The organism is Aeromonas sp. sif2416 (genome assembly GCF_019218665.1).
In the GTDB taxonomy this organism is placed as follows: Bacteria; Pseudomonadota; Gammaproteobacteria; order Enterobacterales; family Aeromonadaceae; genus Aeromonas; species Aeromonas encheleia.
In genome coordinates, this window is record NZ_JAHUXC010000001.1 from 349,682 (window position 1) to 363,281 (window position 13,600).

The window sequence follows — 13,600 nt, forward strand, 5'->3', positions numbered from 1 at the left end:
CACAGGAAGCCATCCCCATGCATGCTCTCTCGACGGGCGCCTCAGCCCTGCGTCACGACTGGACTCACGACGAGGTCCAGGCGCTGTTTGCCCTGCCGTTCAACGATCTGTTGTTCCAGGCCCAGACCGTTCACCGCGCCCATTTCGATCCCAACGAGGTACAGGTCAGCACCCTGCTCTCCATCAAGACCGGCGCCTGCCCGGAGGATTGCAAGTATTGCCCCCAGAGCGCCCGCTATCATACCGGACTCGAGGCCGAGCGGCTGATGGAAGTGGAAAAGGTGCTGGAGCGGGCCCGCGAGGCCAGGGCCAATGGCTCATCCCGTTTCTGCATGGGGGCCGCCTGGCGCAACCCCAGGGAGCGGGACATGCCCTACATACTGCAGATGATCGAAGGGGTGCGCGGCCTCGGCATGGAGACCTGCATGACGCTAGGGATGCTGACCGCGGAGCAGGCCTCCCGCCTCGGCGCCGCCGGGCTCGACTACTACAACCACAACCTCGACACCTCCCCCGAGTTTTACGGTGACATCATCACCACCCGCACCTATCAGGACAGGCTCGATACCCTGGAGCACGTGCGCGGCGCCGGCATGAAGGTGTGCTCCGGCGGCATCGTCGGCATGGGGGAGCAGGCGCGGGATAGAGCGGGCCTGCTGATCGCGCTCGCCAACCTGCCGCGCCACCCGGAGAGCGTGCCCATCAACATGCTGGTCAAGGTGAAGGGCACCCCGCTGGAAAACGAAGAGAACCTCGACTCGTTCGAATTTATCCGCACCATAGCCGTGGCGCGGATCATGATGCCGGGCTCCCACGTGCGCCTCTCGGCGGGACGGGAGAAGATGAACGAGCAGATGCAGGCCCTCTGCTTCATGGCGGGGGCGAATTCGATTTTTTATGGCTGCAAGCTGCTGACCACGCCGAACCCGGATGAAAACAGCGACATGCAGCTGTTCAAGCGGCTCGGCATTCGCCCCGCCCAGCGCCCCCAGAAGCCGGATGCGGTGCAGACCGAGGAGCTTGAGGCCGAGCTGCTGGCCCAGGCGAGGCGCGCCCCCGGGGTCGACGATCTGTTCTATGACGCCACCCGCACGGCGCCGTCCCGCGCCGCCGAATCCTCATGAGTGCCGTGCTCACCTCTGCGGCGCAGGGTCCCTTCGCACTGGGCGAGGCGCTGGCCGCCCGCGAGCGCGAGGCCCTGCGCCGGCGCCGCACCCCGACCGAGGGCGGCAGTGGCGCCCGGCTGCGGGTCGGCGGTCAGGACTATCTCAACTTCTCGGCCAACGACTATCTGGGGTTGGGGGCTAATGCCGCCATCAAGCAGGCGTTCAAGGAGGGGATCGATCGCCATGGGGCCGGCGCCGGCGCCTCGCCGCTGGTGACCGGCTACAGCCGGGCCCATCAGGCGCTGGAGGAGCAGATCGCCGACTGGCTGGGGCTGGAGGCGGTGCTGCTGTTCAACTGCGGCTTCTCGGCCAACCAGGCGGTGCTCAAGGCGCTGCTCGGCAAGGATCACCTGCTGTGGCAGGACAGGCTCAACCACGCCTCCCTGCAGGAGATGGGCAGCCAGCTGCCCTGCAGGATGAAGCGCTTCCCCCACAACGACATGGCCGCGCTGGCGCGCCAACTCGAGTCGGGCAAGGGGCTCATCGTCTCCGAAGGGGTGTTCAGCATGGACGGGGATCAGGGGCCCTGGCGCGAGCTGAGCGAGCTGGCCGCCCGGAGCCGCAACTGGCTGATGATCGACGACGCCCACGGCCTCGGCGTGCTGGGGCCAGAGGGGCGCGGTACCCTGGCGGCCCAAGGGGTGAGCCCGGCTTGCGTCCACATCCAGATGGGCACCTTCGGCAAGGCGCTCGGGGTGGCCGGGGCCTTCGTCGGCGGTAGCCGCGAGCTGGTGGAGTACCTGGTCAACTTCGCCCGCTCCTATGTCTACAGCACCCACATGCCCGCCGCCCAGGCCTGCGCGGTAGCCAAGAGCATAGCGCTGGTAAGGGGCGCCGATGAGGCGCGCGCCCATCTGCAACAGCTGATCCGGCGCTTTCGGCAGGGCGCCGGCCAGCTCGGCTGGACGCTCGGGGCGAGCGAGACCCCGATCCAGCCGCTGCTGGTGGGAGAGAGCCGGGCGGCCCTGCAACTGGCCGAGCGGCTGCGCGGGGCCGGCCTCTGGGTCGGCGCCATCCGGCCCCCGACGGTGCCGGCGGGCACGGCGCGGCTGCGCATCACCCTCTGCGCCGCCCATAGCGAGCAGGAGATCGATCGCCTGCTGGATGGCCTGGGCCAGGCCGGGGCCGAGCCAATGCAAGGGGAGGCCAAGCATGCATGACGCCTTCCAGCGAGTCGATAAGGTGCAGCTGGCGCGCCGTTTCGGCGCCGCGGCCCACCGATACGACGCCCATGCCCAGTTTCAGCAGGAGGTGGGGCAGGCCTTGCTGGCCAGGATGCCGGACGGGGCGAGCGATTCGAGCCTGGCCGGTGCAGGCCTGGCGCACCCAGGGGCGTTGCCCGAGTCGGGGCTGGATCTCGGCTGCGGCACCGGCTTCTTCCTGCCCCAGCTGGCCGGCCGTTGCCGGCGGCTGCACGGGCTGGATCTCGCCCCCGGCATGCTGCAACAGGCGGCCCTGCGCGGCAGCGGGGCCCAACTGCTGTGTGGCGATGCGGAGCGGCTACCCTTCGCCGATCAGAGCCTGGACTGGGTCTTCTCCAACCTGGCCCTGCAGTGGTGCGAGCGACCGGCCCAGGCGTTCGCCGAGCTGCACCGGGTGCTCAAGCCCGGTGGCCAACTGCTGTTCTCCACCCTGCTCGCGGATTCGCTCTGGCAATTGCGTGAGGCCTGGCGCACGGTTGACGGCGCTGCCCATGTCAATCGCTTCCTCAGCCTGTCACAATTGCAGCACGCCATCGCCGCCGGGGGCTTCGGCGCCCCCGCGCTGGAGTGCCTGACCTGGTCGCTCGCCTACCCGGAGCTCAACGGCCTGCTGCGGGATCTCAAGGGGATAGGCGCCAGCCAGATCAACGACGGGCGTCGGCCCGGGCTCGGCAACCGCCAGCGCCTGCAGCGCCTGAGCCAGGCCTATGAGCGCCACCGCCAGCCAGACGGCCTGCTGGCCGCCAGCTACCAGGTCTGCCTCGGGCGCGTGATCCGCAGCTAAACCACCCGTCCCCCGGATCTCGCCGGGGACAGATCCGCAGGCGTACCGTTTGTGTCCGAATAGAGAACGCGCGGGTGGACAGGCCAGGACCTGCCACCCCTGTTGAGAGCATGGCTACGCGGGGGCGTCGATCCGGCGTCACCCGATGTGCGTTGAGGAGTCATCATGGTCAAATCATTTTTCATCACCGGCACCGACACCGACGTGGGCAAGACGCTGGTCGCCCGCACCCTGTTGCGGGAGTTTGCCGCTCAGGGCATTCGCTGCGCCGGTTACAAGCCCGTCTCGGCGGGTTGCGCCCGCACCGCCGAGGGGCTGCGCAACCAGGATGCTCTATTGCTGCAGCAGGCCGCCAGCCTGGCGCTGCCCTATGAGCGGGTCAACCCCTTCGCCTTCGAACCCCCAATCGCGCCCCATATAGCCGCGCGGGAAGTGGGCGAGACCATCAGCCTGAGCGGCCTGTCGGCGGGCCTGCGAGAGATAGAGCAGGCCGGGGCCGAGCTGGTGATCGTCGAGGGGGCGGGGGGCTGGTTCCTGCCGCTGGACAGAAACCACCTGCTGTCGGACTGGGTCAAGCAGGAGAACCTGCCGGTGATAGTGGTGGTGGGGGCCAAGCTCGGTTGCCTCAACCACGCGCTGCTCACCTTCGCCGCCATTCGCCACATGGACCTGCCGATCGCCGGCTGGGTGATCAACCGGCTGAGCGACGGCATGAGTCATTATCAGGAGAATCTGGAGACCCTGAGGGGCTTGCTGCCGGCGCCGTTTTTGGGTGAAATACCCTTTGTAAACAATCCACTCGAGGCGGATCTGCGAGGGTGCCTGGATATTTCACCCCTGCTCTGAGGCTGACATTCAGCAAACATTCATCGGATCTATCTATTATCTGGAGCTGGTGTGGTATCGGGCCGACAATGGATCGGCCCGGACCGTGCGTCTATATCTCACAAGGAGTCAATATGAAGCGAATTATGCTATTCCTGGTGACCAACCTGGCCGTCATGCTGGTGCTGGGGGTGGTACTCAATATCCTGTTCTCGGTTCTGGGGATCAACAAGTCCAGTATTTCCGGTCTGTTGGTGTTCTGCGCCGTGTTCGGTTTTGGGGGTTCCTTTATCTCCTTGCTGATGTCCAAGTGGATGGCCAAGCGCAGCTATGGTGTCCAGGTCATCGAGCAACCCCGTAACGAGACAGAACACTGGCTGGTGAGCACCGTGGCTCGTCAGGCCCGCGAGGCTGGCATCAAGATGCCGGAAGTGGGGATTTACGACTCCCCCGAGATGAACGCCTTCGCCACCGGTGCCCGCCGCGACGATTCGCTGGTGGCCGTCTCCTCCGGCCTGCTCTACAGCATGAGCCGGGACGAGGCGGAAGCCGTGCTGGCCCACGAGGTGAGCCACGTGGCCAACGGTGACATGGTCACCCTGACCCTGATCCAGGGGGTGGTGAACACCTTCGTGATGTTCTTCGCCCGCATCGTGGCCGGCGTCATCAGCAACTTCTTCAGCTCCAACAACAGCGAAGAGAGCAGCAGCTCCGGTGGCTTCGCCTACATGATCACCGTGTTCGTGCTGGAGATGCTGTTCGGCGTGCTGGCCTCCATGATCGTCATGTGGTTCAGCCGTCAGCGTGAGTTCCGCGCCGACGCCGGTGCCGCCAAGCTGGCCGGTCGCGACAAGATGATTGCCGCGCTGCAGCGCCTCTCTCGTGGTGCCGAGCCGCAGATGGAAGGGGCCATGATGGCCTTTGGCATCAACGGCAAGCGCTCCGTGAGCGAGCTGTTCATGAGCCACCCGCCCATCGAGCAGCGCATCGCCGCCCTGCGTGGCTGATAGCCAAACGCGATAAGAAAACGGCTGCCTCAGGGCAGCCGTTTTCGTTTCTGTGGTCCGGTGGTTCGGGCCGGGCTCCCGCCCCCTGGCTTATCGCGGCACGATCATCAGATTATTTGATCACCAGGTCATTTGATCACGAGATCGCTAAGCGGCACGGCGCAGCAGGTGAGGATCTTGCCCTCGGCCCGCTCGGCCGCGGTGATGGCCGGCGCCTCCGGGTGATCCACCTCGCCTTCGAGCAGGGTCTGCTTGCAGCTGCCGCAGATGCCGGCGCGGCAGCTCCAGGGCAGCTCCACCCCCTGCTTGTGGGCCTGATCCAGCACTGTGCCCTGGTTGTTGCCGGCGAAGCTCTTCTCGCCGATCCGCAGCTGCACCGCCTGATGGGGACGGGCCATCGAGAGGATGGCGCCGCCGAAGCTCTCCTGCCGGATACGCTCGGCGGTGACCCCCTGCTCCTGCAGCAGCTTGACCGCCTCGCTCATAAAGCCGTGAGGACCGCACAGGAAGATCTCCCGTTCAAGCAGACCCTTGATCTGATCGAGGTGCAACTTGCCGAGGCGACCGCTCATGCCCTGCCAGTGACCATCGGGCTGGCTCAGGATCAAGGAGAGTTGCATGCCGGCAAGGCGCAGGGCGTGCAGCTCGGCGGCGGCCGGGATGTCGGCCTCGCTGCGGCACAGGTGCATAAAGTGCACCTCCCCGAGTTCGTGTCTCAGATGCAGGGTGCGGGCGATGGCCAGCATGGGGGTGACGCCTGAGCCGGCCGAGAGCAGCAGCAGCTTGCGCTCGGTGCCCAGATGGAAGTCACCGGCGGGAGGGGCGGCCAGCAGGCTGTCCCCCACCCGCAGCTGATGGTGCAGCCAGGGGGAGAGGCGGCCATCGCCGAGCCGCTTGACGCTGATGCTGTAGCGATCCGGCCGATCCGGGCTGGAGCTCAGGGTGTAGCGCCGCTGCAGCCGCTCGCCCTTGATGTCGAGGCTGATGGGCAGGTGCTGGCCGGGCAGGTAGTCGGGCAGGGGCTCGCCATCGGCCGCCTCGAACCAGAAGGTCTCCAGATCCCGCGCCAGCGGCTCACGGGCGACGCAAATCAGCGCCCGCTTCTGCGGCGCCGCATTGGGGTAAACCGGCGGGCGGGTGCGTTCCAGCACCTCGATCTCGCTGCCGGCCTCAATCCAGCCCTCGTTCAGCGCCACCAGATTCTGGCCGAAATAGACCTCCCCATCCTCGCCGCGGCGATAGCGGGTGAGGGTGGCGAGCGGCTCTTTGAGGGCGTTGAACCTGTCGCTGCCCGGCTCCACCGTGGTCATGATGCAGCGACTGCAGGGCTTGGCGACCCGAAATGCCACCCCGCCGATGCGGATCCGCGTCCAGCCATCCTCCTCGAACGGCCGGGTGCCGCTCGCCACCAGGTTGGTGCGAAACTGACTCATCTGGTGCAGGGCATCGGATCTCAGGTTGAGATCGTCGAGGGATCCCTGGCCGATGAGCAACAGGGGATAGCCGTCGGCGAAGCTGACCCTGGTGCCGGTCTTGGTTCTGAAGCGATCGGATTTCTCCCCCAGCCAGAGCAGCCGGACCGGCTCAGCCACGCATCGGCTCAGCCACGCATCGGCCTGCGCCGTGGTGTGCAGGGCGCTGAAGCTGTCGCTCCAGACGCCGGTGGCCTGCGGGGCCCGGCTGAATGCCTGCTCCAGCAGGCTGAGGGGATCCTGGCCCGGGTAGCGCAGCAGCAGGCCGCCCTCGATGGGGGTGGCCACCACCAGCTGCAGCTGGGGATGGGTGCGGGCGGTGATGAAGCTGCCGTCCGGCTTGACCACCATGTAGCGGCGATCCCCCAGCAGACCCTCTTCGGTCACCAGGGCGCGGGTCAGTGGCATGCCTGCCGTCGATTTGATGGGATAGAGATGAATGCTGTCGAGCCTTGGCATGTCCGGGTCCTTGTAACGTGGCGAGAGGGCGACGGGGCGACTCCCACCCGGCATGCTCGGGCGACGAGGCCGGCGCGGGTCGGGGAGTGCAGAGAGGGGAGATGTTACCCGGCTTGGCGGCACCAACCAAGCCCTGAGAGAGCAGGATTTCCAGGGAACCTGATGGCGGTATGGCGGGCAATAAAAAGCCCGGCATACAAGCCGGGCTGGGGGATAAGTTGCTTATCCGGGTATTCGTCGAGGCGTCAGTGTGGATGTTGTTTGAGGATGTCGTATATCTCCTCTTTCAGTTTAAGTTTCTGTTTTTTCAGATCCTTCACCTCGGAGCTGTAATCGCTGGCGTGATGCTTTTCCAGTTTTCTAATCTCCGCATCCAGGTCGTTGTGCAAGTCAAACTTCTGCTGGAAATGGACATCACTGCTCTTCAGTTTCGAGATGAGATCTCTGTACTCAGGGAACATGTAATGAAGCCTCCTTGTTGTCGTTTGATTGTGCCTTGACCTTCAAAGTACCCCTAACCCGGGCTAAGAAATGTGATCCAACTCAAATTCGGGAGCAATGATTCATCGTGCCGGGGAGTCTGCGTTTAACTGCTTGAATCGCAACCTGATAAGGGATTTATGAGTAAGCATTCGCGCGTAAAATTGCGATACTCATCACAACTTTACGCTGGCATGACTGCCGCGGGCAGCAAAAAGGGGCACCGGGCCCCTTGTTGCGATGCAGAGGAGGATTACTCCTTTTTCTTTTTCTTCTCGGGCAGCGGTTTGCCGTCACGGGCGATCACCTTGCCCACCTCGAAGCCGATCTGGGCCGCCAGCTCTTCCAGATCCGGTGCCTTGGCCTCGTTGCCGATGGCGTACTGGTAGTTGGCTATGGTGATCTTCTCGGCCACCGGGGTGCCGGGCACTATGGGCTCACGCCAGCCCTGGCCCACATGGGCGACCAGGGTGCCGTCCATGATGAGCTCGCCGACGATCTCCTGGGTCGGGATGCCCTTGCCGTAGGTGAGGGCCTGAGGATGTTTCTTGCCGACCAGGGGGGCGGTGCTGGCGGGCAGCAGCCTGGTGCGGATCAGCCACTTGGGATCCTTGTGCTTGCCCAGCGCCTTGCCGGTCTGGTACTCGTTGATCTTGATGGTCTTGATCATCTGGGCCATGAAATCCTTGGTCAGCGCCTTCTGCGCCTCGCTGCTCTCATCGATGGCGATGGGGGCCACATACCAGGTCTGGGGGGCGGGTGCCTTGGGGGTTTTGGGGGCGGTCTGCGCCATGGCCAGGGGGCTGAGCAGGATGGCCGCCAACAAGAGTCCGATTTTCTTCATCATGATTCCGCTTATGATTCCACGAGGATTTTGTTTTGCCAGCGGCGACTGCGCCAGCGCCAGAACATGGCCAGACCGCGCACCCACTCATCGCAGGCGAGCGCCAACCAGATGCCGACCAGCCCATAGCCTTGCATGATACCAAGGAAATAGGCGAGCGGAACGGCAATGCCCCACATGGAGACGAGCGCCATGTAGAGCGGGAAACGGGCATCCCCGGTGGCGCGCAGGGCGTTGATCACCACCAGGTTGAAGGTGCGGCCGGGTTCGAGGATGAGGCTGATGAGGAACAGCTGCGCCACCTGGGTGATGATGTCGGGGTCGTCGGTGAACAGGCTGATGATGGCGCGCCCGTTCAGGGCCGCGGCGATGGCGATCAGGGTGGTGACGATGAGGCCGAGCTTCAGGCTCTTCATCAGCTGCTTATAGGCTTGCTCGAAGCGGCGGGCCCCCGCCAGATGGCCGATGATGATCTCGTTGCCAAGGCCGATGGAGAGGCCGAACAGCAGGATGAACAGGCAGATCTGGAAGAAGTAGGACTGGGTCGCCAGCGCCTTGTCGCCGAGCAGGCCGACGAAGGCGGTCACCACCATGAACTGCAGCATCCAGGAGAGGTTCTCTCCCGCCGCCGGCAGGCCTATGTGCAGCACCTTGTCCAGCATGACCTTGCTGGGACGCAGGATCTCCGGCAGACGCAAGCGGATGCCGGTCTTGCGGCCCACCAGCCACACCAGCAGCACCACGCCGACGATGCGACCCGCCACCGTGCTGATGGCGACCCCGGCCACCCCGAGCTGGGGCAGGCCGAACCAGCCGTAGAGCAGCAGCAGGTTGCCGACGAAGGTGATGAGGTTGACGGTCAGGGTCACGTACATGGCCTGCCGGGTGTGGCCGTGGGCACGCAGGGTGGCAGCCAGGCAGAGCGCCGCCGCCTCCGGCAGCAGACAGAGGCCGATGATCTGCAGGTAGAGGGTGGCGTCGCCCATCAGGTGGGCCGGCAGGTTCATCAGCGCCAGCATGGTGCTGGCACCGGCCATGACCCCCACCGCGGCCACCAGTCCCACCAGCAGGTTGAAGCCGATGGCGGTGTGGATCACCACCCGCGCCTTCTCCCGATCGCCTGCCCCCAGATACTGGGTGATCACCACGCTGGTGCCGATGCTGACGAAGCTGAACAGGGTGATGGCGAGATCGAACACCTGGTTGCCGACCGCCAGCGCCGCCACCCCCTGATAGGAGACGTGGCCCACCATGAAGGTGTTGAGGGCCCCGGTCAGGAAGTGCAGGGCGAGATCGATGAACAGTGGCCAGGTCAGGGCGAAGAGGGTGCCCGGGCCCGCGTGGGATTGAGTCTGCATGGCATATCCAAATAGCAATGATGGCCCTCGTCAGCGCCATCTGGACGGGCATTTAACACCAAGAGTCTGAGCTGTGCAATGGCTGACCCCGTCATCCTGTGGGGAGGGTGGGGCCGCCGATCCGGCTCAGGCCGGGGCCGAGCCTGCCTCCTGTTCGCAGGGCAGGGTCAGTCGCGCCGAGTCCGGCAGCGCCTCATCCCGGGGCCAGCGAGCGAGCTGGCTGTCGGTGGTGCTCTCCACCACCTCATCGTCCTTGAACACCGGCTCGCGGTAGCTGCGGGTCATGCGCAGCGCCTGGTACATGTCGGGATAGAGGGTGATCCCTTCGTCGCCGACCCGGATCCCCGCCTGCTGCAGCCAGTGGGTCATCTGGCCGTGACGACCGGCCATCACCATGTGGATGCCGCGGCGCTTCAGCTCCTTGTGCAGCTCACCCACCATGCTCATCACGCTGATGTCCTGGTGGGTGAAGCAGGCGACGGCGTCGATCACCAGGCACTTGGGATTCTGGGGATCCTGCACCAGCAGCGCCAGCACCCGCCGCTTGAAGTAGGGGGCGTTGAAGTAGGTGAGCGGCGAGTTGAAGCGATAGACCAGGATGCCGGGAATGGCCTTGGCCTGCTCGTTGTCCCCCAGGGTGCGCACCACCCCCTCGTCATCCATGCCGAGCAGCTGATCCGTTGGTCGCATCACGTTGCGTAGGAACTGGAACAGGCCGAGCAGGACGGCGAGGGTGATCCCCGGGATGACCCCCATGGCCAGCACGCTGACGAAGGTGATGAGGGCGAGCCAGAAGGCGGCGCGGTCGGAGTCGCGCAGCCCCCAGAGGCCGCGAAAGTCGGTCAGCGACAATGAGGCCATCACCAGCACCACGCCGAGGGCGGCGGTGGGGATGTACTGCAGCGGCGCCGTCAGGTAGAAGGTGACCAGAGCGATGATGAGGGCGGCGATGATGGAGACCAGCTGGCTCTTGCCGCCGTTGGCATCGTTGACCGCGGTGCGCGAGTCGGCGCCGCTGATGGCGAAGCCCTGAGAGAGGGCCGAGGCCAGGTTCGCCATCCCCAGCGCCCGGAACTCCTTGTCCGCATCGATTTCGTAGCCGTTCTTGGCGGCGAAGCTGCGGGCGGTCAGCATCATGGAGACGAAGCTCACCATGGCCAGGTTGAGGGCCGGCAACACCAGCTCGCGCATCAGGCCGGGGGGGAACTCAGGCACCTGAAACTCCGGCAGGCCTGAGCCGATGGTGCCCAGGGTGGCGATGCCGAAGCGGCCGAGATCCAGGGCCCACACCAGGGCCGCCGTCACTATCATGGCCACCATGGAGGAGGGCCAGGCGGGCCTGTAGCGCTTGGTCAGCACCAGGGTCAGCAGGGCCGTCAGGCTCATGGCCAGGGTCGGCAGGTGGGTCTGGGTGATGTAGCTGGCGCCGTTGAGGATGCGCTCTATCAGGTAACGCTCGCTGAAGGTGAAGCCGAAGATCTTGGAGAGCTGGCCCACCATGATGGTGATGGCCACCCCGTTGAGCAGCCCCATCAGAATGGGGCGGGAGAGGAAGTCCGCCAGCACCCCCAGCTTGAAGCGGCTGGCGATGAGGCACCAGAAGCCGGTCATGGCGGTCATGGTCATCACCAGTTGCCATTGCAGGGTGGCGTTGCCGGCGGCGAGGGGGGTCACCACGGCGGCGATGACGGCGCAGGTGGCGGCATCCGGGCCGACGATGAGCTGGCGGGAGGTGCCAAACAGCGCATAGACCAGCATGGGCAGTATGCAGGAGTAGAGGCCGACGATGGCGCCCACCCCGGCCAGCTCCGCATAGGCGATGGCCACGGGCAGGGCCACGGCGGCCACCGACAGGCCGGCGCGAAGGTCCGGCATCAGCCAGGCCCGCTGATATTGCAACAGGGCGGCGAGGCCCGGCAGCCAGCGTTCGAGAGAGAAGAAGTCGCGCATTAATTAACCCATTGAGTCATATAGATCTTTTTCTTAGTTTGCCCATGCATGGCGGGGCATTGCAACGGCGTTATGGCCACTCGACCTCAAGGTCCGGCCAGATGGATTGCCAACCCTTGTCCTGCACCCGTTGCACGAATACCTGGCTGTCCTGGCGGCATCTCGGGTTAGCGCTCACTCGCAGCGACCAGTTGTGGTCAAAGCCATGGGGCGCCAGCCATTCAAACTCATCGTTGGCCAGCAGCCTGACCCCGATGCAGGTGGGGATCTCCACCCAGTGACTGAGCGCTTCCAGCGAGCTGGCAAAGGGGGGCACCTGCTGGCGGTGATGCATGCGCGCCTGATTGCGCACCTCCCAGTGCTGCCCTGGCAGCCTCGCCGCCAGCCAGGCCTCGTGCGCCGCCTCGGCCAGCCCTTGCGGATCCCCCTGGTCCAGATAGATGAGGTCGATGTCGTTGAGCGGGGTCGGCACCGTTTTCAGGTGCAGGTGATCCCAGATCAGATTGCGCACGAAGCCGGCACCCAGCGCCCAGTCGGGCAGGGCCAGCTCCCGCGCCGCCCGCAGGCAGGCCATGCGCATGGGGTCGGCGCGCAGCAGATCTTCAGTGCGTGCCTGGAGGTGCCTCTGTTCGGTCATGCCCGAGGTGGCTGTGGCCGTGGCGTACATCAACTTTTCCCGCCATGGCGGCGCAACCAGACATCGACATAGCTGCAGCTGGCCACTATGGTCAGCCCCTGCGCCTGGCACCAGTCATAGAAGCTGCGCGCCAGCCGATCGGCGATGCCCTGCCCCCTCAGCTCGGAGGGCACCTGGGTGCTGTGCGCATCGACAGTGCTCGCATCCAGCCAGCGGTAGCTGAGCCGCGAAGTCTTGCCGTCCACCACGCAGATGAACTGCTGCTGGTCGGCCTGATGAAGAATGTCGCTCATGGGGGCTCCTCAAAGGGTGGGGAAGGGTTATCAGAGCATGCTGGCCGGACTTTGCCAACCGCGCTCTTTGCCGGCCGATGATGCTCGCTTACACTGGCCGGCCGGCGAGCGGTTCGCTAGGCAAGGTATAGAACAGTTAGCAGAGGATGGATCCCCTTATGGCCTTCGCCACCCTGGACAGTCTGATCGGCAATAGCCCGCTGCTGCGTCTGCAGCGCATCAATCCCCATTCAAGGGTGACGCTGCTGGTGAAGCTGGAGGGCAACAACCCCGCCGGCTCGGTCAAGGACAGGCCGGCCCTGCACCTCATCAAGGCGGCGGAGGCAAGTGGCCGCTTACTGCCGGGGAAGCGGCTGATCGAGGCCACCTCCGGCAACACCGGCATCGCCCTGGCCATGGTGGCGGCGGCCAGGGGCTACCAGATGCGGCTCGTCATGCCGAGCAACATGAGCCAGGAGCGGCGGGACGCTATGCAGGCCTACGGCGCCGAGCTGGTGCTGGTGGAGGATGGCATGGAGGGGGCGCGGGATCTGGCGCTCAGTATGCAGGCGCGCGGCGAGGGGCTGGTGCTGGATCAGTTCAACAACCCGGCCAACCCGGATGCCCACTACCTCTCGACCGGCCCCGAGATCTGGCGCCAGAGCGAGGGGGCAATTACTCACTTCGTCTCGGCCATGGGCACCACGGGCACCATCATGGGGGTCTCCCGCTACCTCAAGGAGCAGAACCCGGCGGTGCAGATAATAGGCCTGCAACCGGCCGAGGGGAGCCAGATCCCGGGTATCCGCCGCTGGCCCGCCGCCTATATGCCCGCCATCTTCGAACCAGAGCGGGTCGATCGGGTGCTGGATGTGACCCAGGACGAGGCGCTCACCATGATGCGCCGGCTGGCGCGGGAGGAGGGGATCTGCTGCGGGGTCAGCTCGGGTGGCGCCGTGGCGGGGGCCCTGCGGGTGGCAGCCGAGCTGAGCCAGGGGGTGGTGGTGGCCATCATCTGCGATCGGGGGGATCGCTACCTCTCCACCGGGGTGTTCACGCCGCCGGCCTGACTCCTCATGTCATCAGCTGTGAGCCGATGCCAGGCAGCATACCGGCATCGGCAGTGCTCTCGCCTCGGCCCGCC

13 protein-coding genes are annotated in these 13,600 nt (G+C 65.5%); 6 read left to right on the top strand and 7 right to left on the bottom strand.

The annotated features are described in order from the left end of the window. Positions 1–17: 17 nt before the first annotated feature. From bioB to htpX, 5 genes are all read left to right on the top strand, one after another. Complete coding sequence (bioB, locus tag KW821_RS01565) at positions 18–1,124, top strand: biotin synthase BioB (RefSeq protein WP_218290072.1); 1,107 nt, start codon at positions 18–20, stop codon at positions 1,122–1,124. Continuing rightward, a complete protein-coding gene (gene bioF, locus KW821_RS01570) occupies positions 1,121–2,326 on the top strand; it encodes an 8-amino-7-oxononanoate synthase (protein WP_256353260.1) in 1,206 nt (401 codons plus the stop codon). Before bioB ends, bioF begins: the two co-directional genes overlap by 4 nt. Next, entirely contained in the window at positions 2,319–3,152 is an 834-nt protein-coding gene (bioC, locus tag KW821_RS01575) for a malonyl-ACP O-methyltransferase BioC (RefSeq protein ID WP_218290073.1), read from the top strand. The genes bioF and bioC overlap by 8 nt, the downstream gene beginning before the upstream one ends. Positions 3,153–3,317: 165 nt before the next feature. Beyond that, positions 3,318–3,998, top strand: coding sequence for a dethiobiotin synthase (gene bioD, locus KW821_RS01580; RefSeq protein WP_218290074.1), 681 nt, complete (start codon positions 3,318–3,320; stop codon positions 3,996–3,998). 113 nt (positions 3,999–4,111) lie between these two features. After that, positions 4,112–4,984: a protease HtpX gene (htpX, locus tag KW821_RS01585; protein ID WP_042651327.1), complete on the top strand. Its 873-nt coding sequence runs from the start codon at positions 4,112–4,114 to the stop codon at positions 4,982–4,984. Between the two features lie 128 nt (positions 4,985–5,112). On the opposite strand, the gene KW821_RS01590 is transcribed toward htpX, so the two are convergent. From KW821_RS01590 to KW821_RS01620, 7 genes are all read right to left on the bottom strand, one after another. Beyond that, a complete protein-coding gene (locus KW821_RS01590; protein WP_218290076.1) occupies positions 5,113–6,915 on the bottom strand; it encodes an MOSC N-terminal beta barrel domain-containing protein in 1,803 nt (600 codons plus the stop codon). A gap of 245 nt (positions 6,916–7,160) precedes the next feature. Next, positions 7,161–7,376, bottom strand: coding sequence for a YdcH family protein (locus KW821_RS01595; RefSeq protein ID WP_050718646.1), 216 nt, complete (start codon positions 7,374–7,376; stop codon positions 7,161–7,163). Between the two features lie 272 nt (positions 7,377–7,648). Then, entirely contained in the window at positions 7,649–8,239 is a 591-nt protein-coding gene (locus KW821_RS01600; protein ID WP_218290078.1) for a hypothetical protein, read from the bottom strand. An 11-nt stretch (positions 8,240–8,250) separates the two neighbouring features. Next, entirely contained in the window at positions 8,251–9,597 is a 1,347-nt protein-coding gene (locus tag KW821_RS01605) for an MATE family efflux transporter (RefSeq protein WP_218290080.1), read from the bottom strand. Between the two features lie 126 nt (positions 9,598–9,723). Further along, positions 9,724–11,547: a SulP family inorganic anion transporter gene (locus KW821_RS01610; RefSeq protein WP_042651332.1), complete on the bottom strand. Its 1,824-nt coding sequence runs from the start codon at positions 11,545–11,547 to the stop codon at positions 9,724–9,726. 70 nt (positions 11,548–11,617) lie between these two features. Continuing rightward, positions 11,618–12,214 (bottom strand): nucleotidyltransferase family protein, encoded by a 597-nt coding sequence (locus KW821_RS01615; protein WP_218290082.1) that lies wholly within the window; start codon positions 12,212–12,214, stop codon positions 11,618–11,620. Continuing rightward, positions 12,214–12,477 carry a GNAT family N-acetyltransferase gene (locus KW821_RS01620; RefSeq protein WP_218290084.1) on the bottom strand — a complete coding sequence of 88 codons (264 nt, stop codon included), beginning with the start codon at positions 12,475–12,477 and terminating at the stop codon, positions 12,214–12,216. The genes KW821_RS01615 and KW821_RS01620 overlap by 1 nt, the downstream gene beginning before the upstream one ends. Positions 12,478–12,623: 146 nt before the next feature. Here KW821_RS01620 and cysM point away from each other — a divergent pair, with 146 nt between their 5' ends. Beyond that, on the top strand, positions 12,624–13,526 hold the full coding sequence (gene cysM / locus KW821_RS01625; protein ID WP_218290086.1) for a cysteine synthase CysM: 903 nt from the start codon (positions 12,624–12,626) through the stop codon (positions 13,524–13,526). Positions 13,527–13,600 lie beyond the last annotated feature (74 nt).